Origin of the sequence: Peribacillus sp. NPDC097284 (assembly GCF_044761765.1) — a bacterium.
Taxonomy (GTDB): domain Bacteria; phylum Bacillota; class Bacilli; order Bacillales; family DSM-1321; genus Peribacillus.
In genome coordinates, this window is record NZ_JBIWCZ010000002.1 from 226,393 (window position 1) to 242,497 (window position 16,105).

Below are 16,105 nucleotides of genomic sequence, written 5' to 3' on the forward strand. Positions count from 1 at the left end.
TAAGTATGGATTATCAATATCCTATGGATCTTGATTGGTCAACGGAAGAAATCGTCGACGTCATTAAATTTTTTGAAGCAGTCGAGAAAGCTTATGAAAGTAAAATTGAAAAAGAAGCATTCATGAACGCCTATCGCCGTTTTAAGGTGATTGTCCCAGGTAAGGCGGATGAAAAGAGGTATACGGACGAATTCGAATCGGCCAGCACGTATTCTGCCTATCATGTTATTAAGAAAGCGAAAGCACTTGCAGATGGTGATTGGATTAAAATGAAATAAAATTTTCAATTGTTAGAAAACTTTATTGACTTCCTGCAAATTATGTTTTAACATAATAAACAAGAAAAGATAAAGGCAGTGACGAAGAATAGTACCTTAATATTGTTCTGTAGAGAGCCAGTGGTTGCTGAAAACTGGTGAACAAGTTTAAGCGAATGGACTTCCGAGCCCCAAACCGAAACGGATGACGGAGTAGGCTTTGGCGATTATCTCATCGTTAATGGAGACAGGCATGTAATGTTTTTTGTGCCGTAAAGTGAGCTATTATAGCTAATTAAGGTGGTACCACGGGTTCCTCGTCCTTTGGATGAGGGGCTTTTTTGCATTTTTTTTAAAAAGGATAATTAAATCTTTGATTAAGAGTAGTAATCTTTCTTTAGCATCGTCACAGAGAGCCGGATCAGCTGAAAACCGGTACGAAGTAGGAAGATGAATGGACTTATGAGTGGTTTCTTGAAATGAAGTAGGGAAACCCGGTTGCCTCCGTTAAAGGGTGTGCAGGATTATATCCTGCTGTAAGAGGGAAAAAGAGTGATTTTTCCAACTTGAGGTGGCACCGCGGTATTCCGTCCTCTGCAAGCACAATATTTGTGTTTGCAGGGGATTTTTTTATATGTTCCATTTCTGACGATGTTATGACGAAGGATTAAAAAGATAAGCTCCACCTCCTATTCTGACGGCGGGAGAAAAAATAAACGTATAACGTAATTGACATAAAGGGAGGGATTGTTCATGAATTCTTTGAATGAGAAAAAGAAACTTCATTTTAAAATGGAAACAATAGAAGGGGATATTCACACACCAATCTCCATATTTCGCAAATTAAATGATAAGAAAAAATTCCTGCTCGAAAGCTCAAATTCACATCATGATAATGGTCGCTATTCCTATCTAGGGTCCAATCCTTATTTGGAGGTCACTTCATTAGCCAATCAAGTTCACGTCAAGGATTCTGTATCCGGGGAAGAGGAAGTGAAGGAAGCGAACATCATCGAGTTCCTGAAGGATCAACTGTTGGTTGAACTTGAGGGTATCCCGGTGAATATTCCCCCATTTAATGGGGGTGCAGTCGGGTACCTGGGGTATGATGTTATTCGTTTATTTGAAAAGATTGGTGATGTACCCCCTGATCCACTTCAGATGCCAGATGCCCATTTTCTATTTTTTAAGGAATTGTACATATTCGACCATGTCCTGCAAAAGATTCATCTTTTGACTGCCGAAGACGATGGAAAAAAAAGTTTAGCGGATATGAAGGAGAAAATCAATCAACCGAGTAAACCGTCACAAGAATTATCGTCGGAATTTTTGGAATTCGATTCGAACTTCAGTCAGGTGGAGTTCGAGAAAATGGTGCTTGAAGCGAAGGAAGCGATTGTAGCGGGTGAAGTGTTCCAAATCGTGTTATCACAAAGGTTCCAGGCTGACTTTGATGGAGAGCCGTTCGATGCATATCGACGACTTCGCTTAGCCAATCCATCACCATACATGTTCTATATTGAGTTTGGAGAATACACCGTTCTGGGTTCTTCGCCGGAAAGCTTAATCAGTGTTTCAGCCGGTATGGTGCATGTGAATCCCATCGCGGGTACACGACCTAGGGGAAAAACGGTTGAGGAAGATAAGGGGTTAGAAAAAAGCTTACTGATGGACGAGAAGGAATTGGCTGAACATAGGATGCTTGTAGACTTGGGAAGAAACGATCTCGGGCGGGTTTGTGAAATTGGTTCGATTCATCTTACGGAAGAAATGGAAATTCAGAGATATCAGCATGTGATGCATATTGCCTCCAAGATTAGCGGCAAGCTTAGGGAGGAATTTACGAGTTTAGATGCTTTAACGGTCTGTCAGCCTGCTGGGACTGTATCTGGTGCCCCAAAAATCAGGGCCATGGAATTGATCAATGGACTTGAAAACTGTAAGCGAGGCGTCTATTCAGGATCAATTGGATTTATTGGTTTCGGAGGTGACCTGGATATGGCCCTTGCCATACGGACGATGATTATCAAGGAGGGGCATGCCTACGTACAGGCCGGAGCGGGAATTGTATATGACTCGGATCCGAAAACCGAATATGAGGAAACACAGAATAAAGCTCGGGCGTTGATGGAGGTAAATAAAAAATGATTTTGTTGCTTGATAACTATGATTCATTTACTTACAACTTGTATCAATATTTAGGAGAAGTCGAGAAAGATTTGATTGTGAAAAGGAATGATGAAATCACCATTGCTGAAATTGAGGACATGAACCCAATGGCAATCATCATCTCCCCAGGTCCAGGACGACCTGAAGATGCGGGAATGAGTATGGAAATCATTCGTTCCTTTTATAAGAAGCTTCCTATCTTGGGAATCTGTCTTGGTCATCAGGCGATTGGCGCAACTTTTGGTGCGAAAGTGGTTGGAGCACAAGTAATCATGCATGGAAAGACATCGGTTATTGAGCATGATGGGACGGGGGTTTTTGTTAATCAGGAACATCGATTCCCAGTGATGCGTTACCATTCCCTGGTAGTTGAGAGGGAAAGCGTGCCTCCTGAGTTACTAGTTACGGCGAATGCGTTGGACGATGGAGAGATCATGGCATTGAAACACCGGGATTATCCGCTGTATGGTCTCCAATTTCACCCTGAATCAATTGGAACAAAGATTGGCAAAGAACTGTTACATGAATTTTATAAGATTGCGGATGCATATCAATTAGAGAAGGAACAATCCATTTTATAATTTTAAAACGAGTGGGGGAGTCAGTTGTGAAGGAGTATTTAGTGAAGTTAGCAGAGCGTCAAACATTGACGGAAGATGAGATGAGTAGAGCAGCCCAAGCGTTATTTTCTACAGATATTACAGAAAGCGAGATGGCGGCTTTTCTTATAGCATTAAAAGCAAAAGGAGAAACGGCGGGAGAAATCGCCAGTCTGGTCAGGGTCATGCGGAAAAAAGCAAGAAGTGTACATTCGACTAGTTTAAACGTGATGGATAATTGCGGGACAGGTGGAGATGGCTCACAAAGCTTCAACATCAGTACCACTTCTGCATTTGTTCTGGCCGGTGCCGGAGTAAAGGTTGCCAAACATGGAAATCGTAGCATTTCGAGTAAGACGGGAAGTGCGGATGTTTTGGAAGAGCTAGGGGTCAATTTATACCTTGAACCTGGAATGGTGAAAGAACTGCTGGAGGAAAACGGCATCACTTTCTTGTTTGCGCCGTCACTCCATCCAAACAGCGCCCGGATTATGAAAGTGAGAAAAGAATTGAAGATCCCAACTGTCTTTAATTATTTAGGTCCATTAACAAATCCAGTGCAACTCGAAACGCAACTATTGGGAATTAACCGTCGGGATATGCTTGAGCTATTTGCCGAGGTGCTCCACAAATTAGGCAGAAAACGTGCGGTTGTCATCCATGGAGCAGGTTCTATGGATGAAGCAAGTCTACAGGGAGAAAATTCTCTCGTCCTTTTGGAAGAAGGGGACATCATCCCCTTTACCCTGAATCCGGAAGAAGTGGATTTGCCCATCTACGGAAATGAGGAAATTCGTGGAGGAGACGCTAAGGAAAATGCTGATATTATGCTACGTGTCTTAAAAGGAGAGAAAGGGGCTTACCGGGATACCGTTTTGTTGAACGCAGGGCTGGGATTATTCGCCCATGGAACGGCGCCCACAATTAAAAAGGGCATTTCTCTGGCCAAAGATAGCCTGGACAGCGGTTCAGCTCTTGCGAAATTAGAAAATTTAATTGCCTATGGCAACCGTAATAAGGTGGTAATGTAAATGGAAAATATTTTAACGAAAATCATCGAAAGGAAAAAAGTGGAGGTTGCCCATTATAAAGAAGGAAGCGGCTTTCCACAGTCGGAGGCGGTCCGTTCAACAAGGCCATCGCTAGTGGAATCTTTGAAAACAGCCGCCTCCATTTCGGTTATAGCAGAAATAAAACGTGCTTCTCCGTCAAAGGGTACGATAAACATGGATGTTGACCCCATCAATCAAGCCCTATCTTATGAAAAAGGGGGAGCTGCTGCCATATCCGTTTTGACGGACGAGTCTTTCTTTAAAGGAACGATCGATGATTTACGAAACGTGAGCCAACTTGTCAAAATCCCTAGACTCTGTAAGGACTTCATCATTGATGAAATCCAGATTGACCGGGCCTACCATGCAGGTGCGACCATTATTCTTTTAATTGTGGCAGCTCTTTCGAAAGAGCGCCTACATGAGTTGTATCAATATGCAAAAAGTAAAGGGCTCGAAGTATTAACTGAAGTCCATGATGAATCAGAGCTAAAACAGGCGGTGGACCTCGGAGCAGAATTGATTGGGATCAACAATAGAAATTTAAAAACATTCGAAGTGGACCTGGCTGTAACGGAACGGCTTGCGAAACTGCTTGATCCGAACATTCATATGATTATCAGTGAAAGTGGAATCAAAACGAAAGCAGATGTCCTGCGTGTGAAAAAAGCGGGTGCCAGGGGGATTTTAGTGGGTGAAACCTTGATGACTTCCACCAACCTTTCGGATACGATGAATGAACTTCAAGTGAACTTTTAAGAGGTAAGGAGAAAAATATGTTCGTCAAAATTTGTGGATTGAAAACATTGGAGGATGTCCAATCGGCTGTAGGGGCAGGTGCTGATTTCATCGGGTTCATTTTTGCAGAAAGCAGCCGGAAAGTCCAACCTGAGGTGGTGCGTGAAATTGGACGAAACCTTCCTGGACATGTGAAAAAAGTAGGGGTGTTTTCTAATCAGGCCGAACGGGATGTGATTAGGACGGCTGGCATCGCTGGATTGGATTATATTCAGCTGCACGGAAACGAGTCTACTAGTTTTGCCGAAAGGATGCCGCTACCTGTCATTAAGGCATTCGCCATACATTCAGAAGAGGACCTTGAAAACCTTAACGATTATCCCGCTGAGTATCTTCTGGTCGATTTGCCGAAAGGTTCCTCGGGAAAAGGAATGACATTAGATTGGGATATGCTCCAAAAAGCCAAGCTTCCACTGGACAAGGTTATTCTTGCAGGTGGCTTAAATCCGGATAATGTGGATAAAGCGATTTTGGCCGTATCCCCATTCGGGGTTGATGTCGCTAGTGGTGTGGAGATTGATGGGGTGAAGGACGCAACAAAAATAAAGGCATTTATAAGGAAGGCAAAAAATATACAGGAGAAGAGGAATGAATAGATGAGTACGTATATACAACCTGACCAAACTGGACACTTCGGGGCATATGGTGGCCGTTTTGTCCCTGAAACCTTGATGGCTGCAATCACTGAACTTGAAGAGGTCTATGAACAATCAAAAAATGATCCGGATTTCCAAAAGCAGCTATCCTATTACCTGACTCAATACGTTGGTCGGGAAACACCTCTTTATTTTGCTGAGAACCTGACGAAACTTGCAGGTGGTGCCGATATCTACCTGAAACGTGAGGATTTGAACCATACAGGTGCCCACAAAATAAATAATACGATAGGCCAGGCTTTATTGACTCAAAAAATGGGCAAAAAAAAGGTCATAGCCGAAACAGGTGCAGGACAGCATGGCGTAGCGACGGCGACAGTCTGTGCTTTATTGAAGCTCGAATGCATCATCTTCATGGGTGCAGAAGATATCAGAAGGCAGAAATTGAACGTATTCAGAATGGAATTGTTAGGGGCAAAGGTTGTTTCCGTTACACAAGGGAGCTCCACTTTGAAGGATGCAGTAAATGAAGCATTACGATACTGGGTTGCAAATGTAGAAGACACTCACTACATTATGGGCTCTGTCCTCGGTCCACATCCGTTTCCCGTCATTGTTCGCGATTATCAAAGCGTCATTGGCAATGAAACAAAGCGCCAGTATTCAGACTTGGTAAATGGGCTTCCTGATGCAGTGGTCGCTTGTATTGGGGGTGGCAGTAATGCAATGGGCATGTTTTACCCTTTCATAGAGGATGAAACGGTGAAGTTATATGGAGTAGAAGCTGCAGGTCATGGTCTCCATACACCATTACATGCTTCAAGTTTGACTAAGGGAAGGCCCGGCGTGCTTCACGGGGCATTCATGTATGTCTTGCAAAACGAAGACGGCCAAATCCAGGAGGCCCATTCGGTCTCAGCGGGGTTGGATTATCCCGGAGTAGGACCGGAACACAGTTACCTAAAGGATACGAATCGGGTCACATATACTTCCGTTACTGATCAGGAAGCCTTGGATGCCCTTGTATTGCTTTCAAGGGAAGAAGGGATTATTCCAGCTTTAGAAAGCTCTCATGCCCTTTCTTATGGGTTAAAACTGGCTAAAGAAATGGAAAAAGGGACAGGGTTGGTCATTTGTCTCTCTGGTCGTGGTGACAAAGATGTTGAACAAGTCCAATCCATTTTAGGGGGCAGCAATCATGAATAAGTTAACGAAAGTGATGCAAGATTGTGTAAACAAGGGAGAAAAGGCGTTCATCCCCTATATCATGGCAGGCGATGGAGGTTTGGATCGATTAAAAAGCCAGCTGATGTTCCTAGAAAAAAACGGGGCAACCGCTGTTGAATTGGGCATACCCTTTTCCGATCCAGTTGCTGATGGGCCGGTTATTCAACAGGCAGGGATTCGTTCTTTGGAGAAGGGCACGACTTTGAAGGATATTTTGAAAAAGGTAACGGAAATCAAAAACGATGTGAATATCCCGATTATACTAATGGGGTACACCAATTCCATCATGGCATATGGTCTAAAGGAGTTTATAGAGGATTGCCTTCATGCTGGAATAGCAGGATGTATCATTCCTGATTTGCCGATTGAGGAAGAAACGGTGTTTTCATCCATCAAAACAGCGGGTATCACACTGATTCGACTTGTGACCCTCACGTCTTCAAGGGATCGAATCACGGAGATTACAGCAGGAGCTGAAGGCTTTATCTACGCAGTTACGGTAAAGGGTATCACGGGTACCCGTGATACCTTCGGGGGCGATGTCGGTGAATATCTTAAACAGGTAAAAGAACTGAGCCCTGTCCCGGTTCTTGCCGGGTTTGGCATCTCAACGCCCGAGCATGTAAGGAATGCGATTCAATCCTGTGATGGGGTCATCGTCGGAAGCAAGGTCATAGAATGCTTTGAAACGGGAAAAGAGGAACACATCACCGAGCTCATCAGCGCAAGTAAAATATTGGTTCAAAAATAAAAGCACGGAGGTACCTATAAAGGCACCTCCGTGCTTCCATCGTTTTGTCTATATTTTGTAGATATACGTCATATTACGACATAAGCGTTTATTTTAATTGATATAGGGGTAAAAGATGTTCAAACGCATCTTGAATGATTTGGATGAATTCATCTTCTTTTAATTGAATGGCCTCTTCGCGGGGGATTTGTATTCCGCAAAGGATCTCGGCCTTCTTGACCGTTTGCAAACGGGAAAACATGGAGTGTAAATCTTCACTAGAAAGCCCTTCATGTGGAATGACTTCAGGCTTTGTGTGGTCCATTGACCAAACGTAGTCAGAAGGGATATTTTCTTTTAACCGGTTAATGTTTTTCTCAAGATGCTGTCCTATTTCTACCTTATTGGGGGCCTCATAAATGACGGCGTACCATATGAACAAATGTGTCTCCCATAAACCTATCTGAAAATGGGGCATCATTTTATAGCCCCGGCTATTTGCGGCAAAAGCAACCCATGTATCGTTAGGAGGGTTCACTTTCCGTCTGGCATGCCTTGCTACATGAGGAAACATTTCTTCACCAGTCATGATAGATAGCTGATGTGAAAAATGTTCGCCCAATGCATGAAGCTTAGGTTGTATCTTTTCTTTTAAAGCTTCCATTCGCGGTTCTAATCCATCAATTTTAAATGCGTTAAAATCATCAGAAGTGAAACTTAATAATTTCATCATTTATCTCTCCTACCGTAAATATCTGCACATATTGTAGCATAAGTATAAGGTAATTTCGAAAATAGCGTTTTGTAACTTGATTTCAAATAAATTGATGGGTAAGAACACAAATTAGTTGCTATTTGTTGGTGGAAGACATATGATAAAATAAAATTAAATTCTGAAAATTAAGTTTATTGATGAAGGGAGAATGTTAATTATGAAACAAGTCATGAACCAAGCATTAAAAGCTAAAGAAGTAGAAAGACATAGAGCTGCAGTGTTAAGAATGGAAATGGACTATGAATTAGCAACCCTTTTTGAAGCGATCAGTGAAGAAAACGATCAGATGAGGTCACTATGCAAGCAAAGATTAGAGCGTATCCGTTTGGAGTTGCTAAAGCTTAAGGCTTTGTAAATGAACAGTTGTAAAGATCAATAAGGAGCATATGAATTAAATGGATAATGAAATCTATAATAGTTGAACGGACACTTATTTTTTTTAGAAAATAATGTGTCCGTTTTTCATTATATACCTGAAGTGTTCCCAATAGCGGATTTGAATATTTCTATTGATGAATAAAGGAAAGAAGTCTTGAAGTGGTGGACTGTTCATTTAAGTGGATTGAATTTGAAATTTTTAAAAAGCTTAAAATGTGAAGATGTTAAAAACTTGAAGTCATGGTATATTTGCATTACTCTTTAGAATATCTATTTAATGTAGTTTTGAAGACAAAGGACGGGATATTATGATGGCATCGGTTAAAGAAATGGATACATATGCGAAGGTATGGATGAGGGAAGCGGGGGTCAAGCTTCGGGCGTCCTTTGAAACCAAGCTGAATATCGAGGAAAAAACGAATCCTAATGATTTGGTAACGAATATGGATAAGGCAATAGAAAAATTCTTTGTTGAACATATAAATGAAACATTTCCTGACCATCGTATTTTTGGAGAAGAGGGTATGGGGAATCAGATAAAGGATTTAAAGGGGACGGTGTGGATTATTGATCCCATCGATGGTACATTGAACTTTATCCACCAACAGCGGAATTTTGCCATTTCTCTCGGTGTATACCAGGATGGCATCGGGAAAATCGGCATGGTCTATGATGTTGTGCATGATGAATTATACCATGCTGTTAAAGGGCAGGGAGCTTTTATGAATGAACAAAGGCTTGCCCCGTTAGAAGAAGGTTCTGTCAGTACATCCATTCTATCGATGAATGCGAGTTGGGTAACGGAAAACCGCCGAATCGATCCAAACCTCCTTGCCCCGCTTGTCCGTGATGTCAGGGGAACACGATCATACGGATCAGCTGCACTGGAACTTGCTTTCGTAGCTGCTGGACGCCTGGATGCTTATATAACGATGCGCCTTATGCCATGGGACTTTGCTGGAGGGGCGTTACTTATTGAAGAGGTTGGTGGGGAAGTGACCAACATTAAAGGGGAGGAATTGAACTTCCTATCAGGAGATTCTCTTTTTGTTTCTAAACCTGGTCTACATAAGGAAGTATTCGAACGATACTTGTCGGATAATTCAAGAAAGTAGTGAACGATATGCAGGAAAAACCTTTAATGGAAAATAAATTTTCGGAGTATAAAGTTATAAATAAAAAAACTCGCTATCAGCAGCGAGTTTTTTTATTTATAACTTTCCTGCTTCACGCAGTTTTTTTCTTTTGAGAGAAGCCATACCCCATTATTCCGCATAGCACAACGATTGCAGCTACTATTCCGAGTATGCTCTTTATCGCGATAAAGATGCCAATGGAGCCAATACTTGCTGTAGCCAGTATCGCTAAAATTAAGAAATTCCATTTAATATTCATTAAAATCACCCCTAATAATTCTATTGTACATAATTTCGTTATTTGTTTCTACCATGTTTGTGATATAATATGTAAGTTAATACTAGTGATACGTTAAACACCAAATTTTTTTAGGAGTGAATTTTTTGAAATTAAGAGAAAATATTCGTAATATAGCCATCATTGCCCACGTCGATCATGGTAAAACAACTTTAGTGGATCAGTTGCTTAAGCAATCTGGTACTTTCCGTGAAAACGAACACGTTGAAGAACGTGCGATGGATTCTAATGCTATTGAAAAAGAACGCGGAATTACGATTCTTGCGAAAAATACAGCAGTTCAATATCAAGACACAAGAATTAATATCTTGGATACACCTGGTCATGCTGACTTTGGTGGTGAAGTAGAACGGATCATGAAAATGGTCGATGGCGTTTTACTTGTTGTCGATGCTTATGAAGGTTGTATGCCTCAAACACGTTTCGTGTTGAAAAAAGCTTTGGAACAAAAAATCACGCCTATCGTTGTCGTGAATAAAATTGATAAAGACTCTGCTCGTCCAGATGAAGTTGTCGACGAAGTTATCGACTTGTTCATCGAACTTGGCGCTGAAGAAGAACAATTAGACTTCCCAGTAGTCTTCACTTCAGGTATTGCTGGAACAGCAAGCTTGGATTCAGATCCTACTAAACAAGAAAAAGACATGACTCCATTATTCGAAACAATTATCGAAACGATTCCTGCTCCAGTCGATAACTCAGAAGAACCACTGCAATTCCAAGTGGCTTTACTTGATTACAACGACTATGTAGGACGTATCGGTGTTGGTCGTGTATTCCGCGGAAAAATGCACGTAGGACAACAAGTTTCATTGATGAAGCTTGATGGATCAGTTAAGCAATTCCGTGTAACGAAAATCTTTGGTTATATCGGCTTGAAAAAAGTTGAAATCCAGGAAGCTGTTGCTGGTGACCTAATCGCCGTTTCCGGTATGGAAGATATCAACGTCGGTGAAACGGTTTGCCCAGTAGAGCATCCTGATGCGCTTCCAATCCTACGTATCGATGAGCCAACATTACAAATGACTTTCCTTGTAAACAACAGCCCATTCGCAGGACGTGAAGGTAAATTCGTAACGGCTCGTAAAATCGAAGAGCGTTTGAAAAGCCAATTGCAAACAGATGTAAGCTTAAGAGTAGAAAATACTGATTCTCCGGACGTATGGATTGTTTCTGGTCGTGGAGAGCTTCACCTTTCTATCCTGATTGAAAACATGAGACGTGAAGGCTATGAGCTTCAAGTTTCGAAACCGGAAGTTATCGTTCGTCTTATTGATGGCGTACGTTGCGAGCCAGTTGAACGTGTTCAAATCGATGTTCCAGAAGAGCATACTGGTGCTATCATGGAATCCATGGGTGCACGTAAAGGCGAATTGTTAGACATGGTCAATAGCGGAAGCGGTCAAGTTCGTTTACTATTCACGATTCCAGCCCGTGGACTTATCGGTTATTCTACTGAGTTCTTAACAATCACTCGTGGTTACGGTATCATGAACCATTCATTTGACAGCTACCAACCAATGGCACAAGGCCAAGTTGGCGGAAGACGTCAAGGTGTATTAGTATCTATGGAATCAGGAAAAACAACACAATACGGTACTATGCAAGTAGAAGACCGTGGTGTCATTTTTGTTGAACCAGGTACTGACATTTATGAAGGTATGATTGTCGGCGAACATAATCGTGATGCAGATTTAACGGTTAATATCGTTAAAGCAAAACAAATGACAAACATGCGTTCAGCAAATAAGGATCAAACTTCTTCAATGAAGAAACCAAGAATCATGTCTCTTGAAGAAGCACTTGAGTATTTGAACGATGATGAGTATTGTGAGGTAACTCCTGAATCAATCCGTCTTCGTAAGAAAATTCTTGATAAAAACGAACGTGAAAGAGCAGCTAAAAGAAAAAAAGTGGCTGTTGAAGAAAAATAATTAGCTAGAGGAGGAGTAAAGATTGGATATCCAAGAGCGATTATCATTTTTTGCAGCGTTGTACAGAGTGGATGAGAACCCTGAAGCGGGAATGTGGTATTTGTATTTAACAATCTTTGGATTATGCATCCTTGTCTATCAGCTAGGTTTCGCCAAAAAGCTACCTTTGCTCAAAAATGTGATTATCTATGCGGTAATGGCACTTGGATGTACCCTTCTTTCTTTCTTCGCTGTGTTTCTCCCAATGGGGGAAGCGTTAGTCATAGCATCTCTTGTCCTTGGAATTTATAAGATTCGTCTTCATAATTCGAAAAAAGAAGAACAGGCTTGAGTGAGCTATGAAATCATTACAAGATGCTTTATACAATTGGCTGACGATAAGAGTTGTTTGTGATGAAAGGCCCGATGATACAGCCGCACGAGAAACAGAAATGTTTTTTATGCAGATGCTTCAGAACGACCACCAGGTGAGGATTGATTCCGTTACAAAAACAGAACCTTTTTATTTTGTTGAATATAAAGTAGGAGACGAAATGAAAAAGCAACGTTTCCCGATTGAATTAATTGATATCATGTTGGATCAGATACAACTTGAGCCAGATAAGTATAAAAATATCGAGTAATACAAAAATGACCGTGCGGTTTTCCGCACGGTTATTTTTGTATGGACAATGGAAGGAACAGAGAATAAATAAAATGTGCAAGTGCCCACAATAAGAATGTGAACAAGTCAAAAGAAGGAATAACCATGGCTTTAGAAAGGAAAGCCAATGGAAAATAAAGCAGGATGGCAGGAATGATGAATAAATTAGCAAAGGCAAATCGCTTCACAATCTTTCTTTTTTGAATCATATAGGCATAGCCATAAGTAAGGAAGATTGATATAAATAAATGAAAAGAAAATAGCCATGCTTCATTCCAAGGGATTTCCCCAAAAATAGGAATGAAATCCACGTTCAATAAAAGCTGATACACTTTTATTCCTGAGGACACTTCAATCCATTTCGTTATAAAGCCAAGTAATAATCCATTGAACAGACCAATCAGGAGTATCCGATTGAACGATTTACCATTCATCTTCTTTTTTTATCGTGCGGTAGAGATGGAAATTGCCTGTGGCAATCCGTTCATTTGTACGTTCTTCAATGCGTTGTTTACATATATCGCACATGTAGGTATGTATAGGACGGTTACGTAGCTTCTTAGCTTCTGGACTATCATCTGGTATGTCTTCGATTTGATCGCATATTACGCATTTTACCTTCATAATTATTGAACCTCACTTCGATTTCAGTATGTGTTTAAGTATACCAATAATTTCATGCCAAAACGAGGATAAAGTACAAGTCTCCCGTGTGGGATTTGCAATTGTACATAAGAAAAAACCCGAAGAAGATTCGACGGGGTGAAAAGGTTAATCTTTATGATGATTGGACTGTTCGTTTTGTTCTTTTTCTAATTGTTTTCTGTCATCTTGATTATGGGGCGAGTTCCCTTGATCATCCGTAACCTTTGCAGGGGTAGGTGTCAAGGTGTCACCAGGTACCTCAGGTATGACTCTGCTTGTGATATCTGCCAACTCATTTAATATCCCCCTTACTGGTTCGCCATTTTTAATGTCTGCTGCAACTTCTTTGATTCGTGCATTTAAATCTGGATCGGCTACGACAATCGCATAGGCACCATGAGGATCATTCTTTAATGTCTCTCCAACCGAGTATTTAACGGTTCCGACTTGTGAGCGTTCGATGTCCGCGTCGATATCAATCCCCACCAGGGCGTATTTCCCAATTACAACTGCGGTGGCATCATTCACTTCAGGTACTGATTGAGCCAGATTCGTTAGCCTTTTGGATGTTTTTTGTCCGGTCCTGCGATCGCTTTCCTGAATGGTCGAGTTATGAACTTGGGTTAAGCCGTTTTTAGCCTGGTCTTTTGAATCGTCACTTGCATGATCCGTCGAACAACCTGACATCAGTAAGAGTGCAGCCAATGAAAAAATTTGTTTGCGCAAGAGTTCCGTCTCCTTTTTTCTCGTAGAATTCATTGATCATATTGTGTATTTGGCATCTTTATATCAAGGAAGATTTCTTTATAGTCTGTAATTGTTCTTCTATCTTTATACAAAGGGACATATATTTTATCAACAGTCTCGTCCGCTACATAACTGCTAAGAGCAGTCATTGTTAGGTATATCCGATAAAGAGCAGGCAGGAGGCGTCATATTGGACAAAATCTATGTTTTAGATACGAATGTCCTGTTGCAGGATCCGTATTCCATTTATTCATTCGGGGTTAATGAAATCGTCATTCCAGCAGTTGTATTAGAAGAATTGGATTCTAAGAAAAGGTATATGGATGAAATCGGAAGGAATGCAAGGCAGGTTTCGAAATTAATTGATCATTTTCGGGAAAAAGGGAAACTACACCAGAGTATCCCGCTTCATAATGGAGGAAGTTTACGAATAGAACTTAATCATCGTTCTTTTCATGAACTACAGGAAATTTTTGTCGAGAAAACAAATGATAATCGAATATTGGCGGTTGCTAAAAATTTGTCATTGGAAGAAGAGACGAAGGAAGAGGGAAAGACGGTCATCCTCGTTAGCAAAGATACACTAGTGCGTGTAAAGGCAGATGCTATCGGACTTGAGGCAGAAGACTTTTTAAATGACCGTGTCGTTGAATTGGACCATGTCTATGGTGGATATAAAGAGATATTTGTTTCAATTGACAACCTAAATAAATTTTATGAAAAAAGTTATTTAGAACTTGAAGAGTTGTCAGAAGATCAATACTATCCCAATCAATTTCTCCTCATGAAGGATACATTAGGAAGCTCAGCCTCGGCGATTGGGATCATCAATGAAAACTGTAAGACTGTTAAGAAGTTGATGTATGAAGGGGAACATATTTGGGGAATTAAGCCTAGGAATGTTCAACAAACGATGGCTTTGGATTTGTTGCTTCGTTCAGATGTACAGCTTGTGACACTAATTGGTAAGGCGGGCACTGGGAAAACGTTGCTTGCTTTGGCAACAGGCTTGTTGCAAACAGAGGATTTAGCCCATTATAAGAAGCTTCTTGTCGCAAGGCCAATTGTACCGGTCGGTAAAGATATTGGTTATCTGCCTGGAGAAAAGGAAGAAAAATTGAAGCCGTGGATGCAGCCTATATTCGATAATCTGCAATACTTGTTCAATACCAAGAAACCAGGAGAATTGGATGCCATTCTAGCAGGGATGAGTTCGATTGAAGTAGAAGCCCTGACGTATATCAGGGGAAGGAGCATACCGGATCAATTCATCATCATTGATGAAGCACAGAATCTGACGAAACATGAGGTAAAGACTATCTTAACAAGGGTAGGGGAACGAAGCAAAATCGTGTTGATGGGAGATCCAGAACAAATTGATCATCCATATTTAGATGAATATAATAATGGCTTGACGTATGTAGTCGAAAAATTCAAGACGGAGCGGATTGCTGGGCATGTCAAGCTGATAAAAGGGGAAAGATCTACATTGGCACAGCTTGCTGCAACGCTTTTATAAATAAAAAAATGGCACGGGGAAAATCCCCTGCCATTTTCTGGAGTATCGCTATCGGCGAGCTTATTTGACTGTAAAAGACGTGACATACTTGATTGGATTGTCGATATTACTTCCATCACCAAAATAAATTTCCATGGGACCACCTTCAGACACTTTAAGTGGTTGTCCATCCTTTGAAAACCCGATGAAAAATTTCATGGCATCTTCTAGCGGAAACGCCAATTCTTTGCCTTCTGAAGTAACGATAACTTCGGTTGCATCATCAGCGGGTTCGGCATTTTTTAAAAAAGGTTCAAACAGAATGCCAAAAGAACCTTCAAGCAATCGTTGTTTCTCGAATTTCCGTTCTGTTTTTATTGTAGGGGGTAGAACCGCTCCCTCTTGAATTTCTTTTTGCCAATGTCTAGAAGCTTTCTTAGTATAATCTTCTAGTTCATTGATCTGTACTCTTTCTTCACTGAAATATGTATCAATCTCAATTTTACGGTCATCGAAGATCCATACTCCAGGGTCTATTGTAAGAGGATATTTCACATTTCCGTTAATAAACACGATGGATTCCAAATATCTCATTCCTTCCTTTGCTCACATACATGTACAAT

Annotated in this window: 20 protein-coding genes and 2 other annotated features; of the genes, 14 read left to right on the top strand and 6 right to left on the bottom strand. The window is 41.0% G+C overall.

Going from position 1 to position 16,105, the window contains the following annotated elements; genetic code table 11:
* Positions 1–5 precede the first annotated feature (5 nt).
* The 8 genes from ACIQXU_RS06875 to trpA all read left to right on the top strand — a co-directional run bounded on the left by ACIQXU_RS06875 (position 6) and on the right by trpA (position 7,449).
* Positions 6–278 (top strand): UPF0223 family protein, encoded by a 273-nt coding sequence (locus tag ACIQXU_RS06875; protein ID WP_402868078.1) that lies wholly within the window; start codon positions 6–8, stop codon positions 276–278.
* Positions 279–347: 69 nt separating this feature from the next.
* Positions 348–585, top strand: a binding site (T-box leader).
* A 36-nt stretch (positions 586–621) separates the two neighbouring features.
* Positions 622–855 (top strand) — a binding site (T-box leader).
* Between the two features lie 155 nt (positions 856–1,010).
* Complete coding sequence (gene trpE, locus ACIQXU_RS06880; RefSeq protein ID WP_402868080.1) at positions 1,011–2,405, top strand: anthranilate synthase component I; 1,395 nt, start codon at positions 1,011–1,013, stop codon at positions 2,403–2,405.
* Positions 2,402–3,007, top strand: a complete 606-nt coding sequence (locus ACIQXU_RS06885; RefSeq protein WP_402987749.1) for an anthranilate synthase component II — start codon at positions 2,402–2,404, stop codon at positions 3,005–3,007. The genes trpE and ACIQXU_RS06885 overlap by 4 nt, the downstream gene beginning before the upstream one ends.
* Before the next feature lie 26 nt (positions 3,008–3,033).
* Entirely contained in the window at positions 3,034–4,056 is a 1,023-nt protein-coding gene (trpD, locus tag ACIQXU_RS06890) for an anthranilate phosphoribosyltransferase (RefSeq protein WP_402868083.1), read from the top strand.
* Complete coding sequence (trpC, locus tag ACIQXU_RS06895; RefSeq protein ID WP_402868085.1) at positions 4,057–4,836, top strand: indole-3-glycerol phosphate synthase TrpC; 780 nt, start codon at positions 4,057–4,059, stop codon at positions 4,834–4,836.
* Between the two features lie 17 nt (positions 4,837–4,853).
* Positions 4,854–5,471: a phosphoribosylanthranilate isomerase gene (locus ACIQXU_RS06900; protein WP_402868087.1), complete on the top strand. Its 618-nt coding sequence runs from the start codon at positions 4,854–4,856 to the stop codon at positions 5,469–5,471.
* Positions 5,472–6,677: a tryptophan synthase subunit beta gene (trpB, locus tag ACIQXU_RS06905; RefSeq protein WP_402987752.1), complete on the top strand. Its 1,206-nt coding sequence runs from the start codon at positions 5,472–5,474 to the stop codon at positions 6,675–6,677. It begins immediately after the preceding gene.
* The gene (gene trpA / locus ACIQXU_RS06910; protein WP_402868089.1) at positions 6,670–7,449 is read left to right on the top strand and encodes a tryptophan synthase subunit alpha; all 780 of its coding nucleotides are present in this window, start codon (positions 6,670–6,672) and stop codon (positions 7,447–7,449) included. The genes trpB and trpA overlap by 8 nt, the downstream gene beginning before the upstream one ends.
* An 88-nt stretch (positions 7,450–7,537) precedes the next feature.
* Here trpA and ACIQXU_RS06915 read toward each other — a convergent pair whose 3' ends face one another.
* Positions 7,538–8,158, bottom strand: a complete 621-nt coding sequence (locus ACIQXU_RS06915; protein ID WP_402868091.1) for a YktB family protein — start codon at positions 8,156–8,158, stop codon at positions 7,538–7,540.
* A 202-nt stretch (positions 8,159–8,360) separates the two neighbouring features.
* Here ACIQXU_RS06915 and ACIQXU_RS06920 point away from each other — a divergent pair, with 202 nt between their 5' ends.
* Both ACIQXU_RS06920 and ACIQXU_RS06925 read left to right on the top strand, forming a co-directional pair.
* Positions 8,361–8,558 carry a hypothetical protein gene (locus ACIQXU_RS06920; protein WP_402868093.1) on the top strand — a complete coding sequence of 66 codons (198 nt, stop codon included), beginning with the start codon at positions 8,361–8,363 and terminating at the stop codon, positions 8,556–8,558.
* 334 nt (positions 8,559–8,892) lie between these two features.
* The gene (locus tag ACIQXU_RS06925) at positions 8,893–9,696 is read left to right on the top strand and encodes an inositol monophosphatase family protein (protein WP_402868095.1); all 804 of its coding nucleotides are present in this window, start codon (positions 8,893–8,895) and stop codon (positions 9,694–9,696) included.
* A gap of 112 nt (positions 9,697–9,808) precedes the next feature.
* Here ACIQXU_RS06925 and ACIQXU_RS06930 read toward each other — a convergent pair whose 3' ends face one another.
* The gene (locus tag ACIQXU_RS06930) at positions 9,809–9,976 is read right to left on the bottom strand and encodes a DUF5325 family protein (RefSeq protein WP_402987755.1); all 168 of its coding nucleotides are present in this window, start codon (positions 9,974–9,976) and stop codon (positions 9,809–9,811) included.
* Between the two features lie 125 nt (positions 9,977–10,101).
* Here ACIQXU_RS06930 and typA point away from each other — a divergent pair, with 125 nt between their 5' ends.
* Genes typA through ACIQXU_RS06945 form a run of 3 tightly spaced genes read left to right on the top strand, consistent with a single transcriptional unit; the run spans position 10,102 to position 12,572 of the window.
* A complete protein-coding gene (gene typA / locus ACIQXU_RS06935; RefSeq protein ID WP_402868099.1) occupies positions 10,102–11,949 on the top strand; it encodes a translational GTPase TypA in 1,848 nt (615 codons plus the stop codon).
* 22 nt (positions 11,950–11,971) lie between these two features.
* Positions 11,972–12,280, top strand: a complete 309-nt coding sequence (locus ACIQXU_RS06940) for a YlaH-like family protein (protein ID WP_402868100.1) — start codon at positions 11,972–11,974, stop codon at positions 12,278–12,280.
* Positions 12,281–12,287: 7 nt separating this feature from the next.
* The gene (locus ACIQXU_RS06945; RefSeq protein WP_402868101.1) at positions 12,288–12,572 is read left to right on the top strand and encodes a hypothetical protein; all 285 of its coding nucleotides are present in this window, start codon (positions 12,288–12,290) and stop codon (positions 12,570–12,572) included.
* 31 nt (positions 12,573–12,603) lie between these two features.
* Here the strand turns inward: ACIQXU_RS06945 and ACIQXU_RS06950 are convergent, their stop codons facing one another.
* The 3 genes from ACIQXU_RS06950 to ACIQXU_RS06960 form a co-directional block, all read right to left on the bottom strand.
* Positions 12,604–13,026: a hypothetical protein gene (locus tag ACIQXU_RS06950; protein ID WP_402956163.1), complete on the bottom strand. Its 423-nt coding sequence runs from the start codon at positions 13,024–13,026 to the stop codon at positions 12,604–12,606.
* Positions 13,016–13,216, bottom strand: coding sequence for a YlaI family protein (locus ACIQXU_RS06955; RefSeq protein WP_402868104.1), 201 nt, complete (start codon positions 13,214–13,216; stop codon positions 13,016–13,018). Before ACIQXU_RS06955 ends, ACIQXU_RS06950 begins: the two co-directional genes overlap by 11 nt.
* A 147-nt stretch (positions 13,217–13,363) precedes the next feature.
* On the bottom strand, positions 13,364–13,963 hold the full coding sequence (locus tag ACIQXU_RS06960; protein WP_402987758.1) for a YhcN/YlaJ family sporulation lipoprotein: 600 nt from the start codon (positions 13,961–13,963) through the stop codon (positions 13,364–13,366).
* Positions 13,964–14,174: 211 nt separating this feature from the next.
* On the opposite strand from ACIQXU_RS06960, the gene ACIQXU_RS06965 reads away from it, so the two are divergent.
* Positions 14,175–15,503: a PhoH family protein gene (locus ACIQXU_RS06965; protein WP_402868106.1), complete on the top strand. Its 1,329-nt coding sequence runs from the start codon at positions 14,175–14,177 to the stop codon at positions 15,501–15,503.
* A 60-nt stretch (positions 15,504–15,563) separates the two neighbouring features.
* Here the strand turns inward: ACIQXU_RS06965 and ACIQXU_RS06970 are convergent, their stop codons facing one another.
* Positions 15,564–16,067, bottom strand: a complete 504-nt coding sequence (locus ACIQXU_RS06970; protein ID WP_402956166.1) for a molybdopterin-binding protein — start codon at positions 16,065–16,067, stop codon at positions 15,564–15,566.
* Between the last annotated feature and the right edge of the window lie 38 nt (positions 16,068–16,105).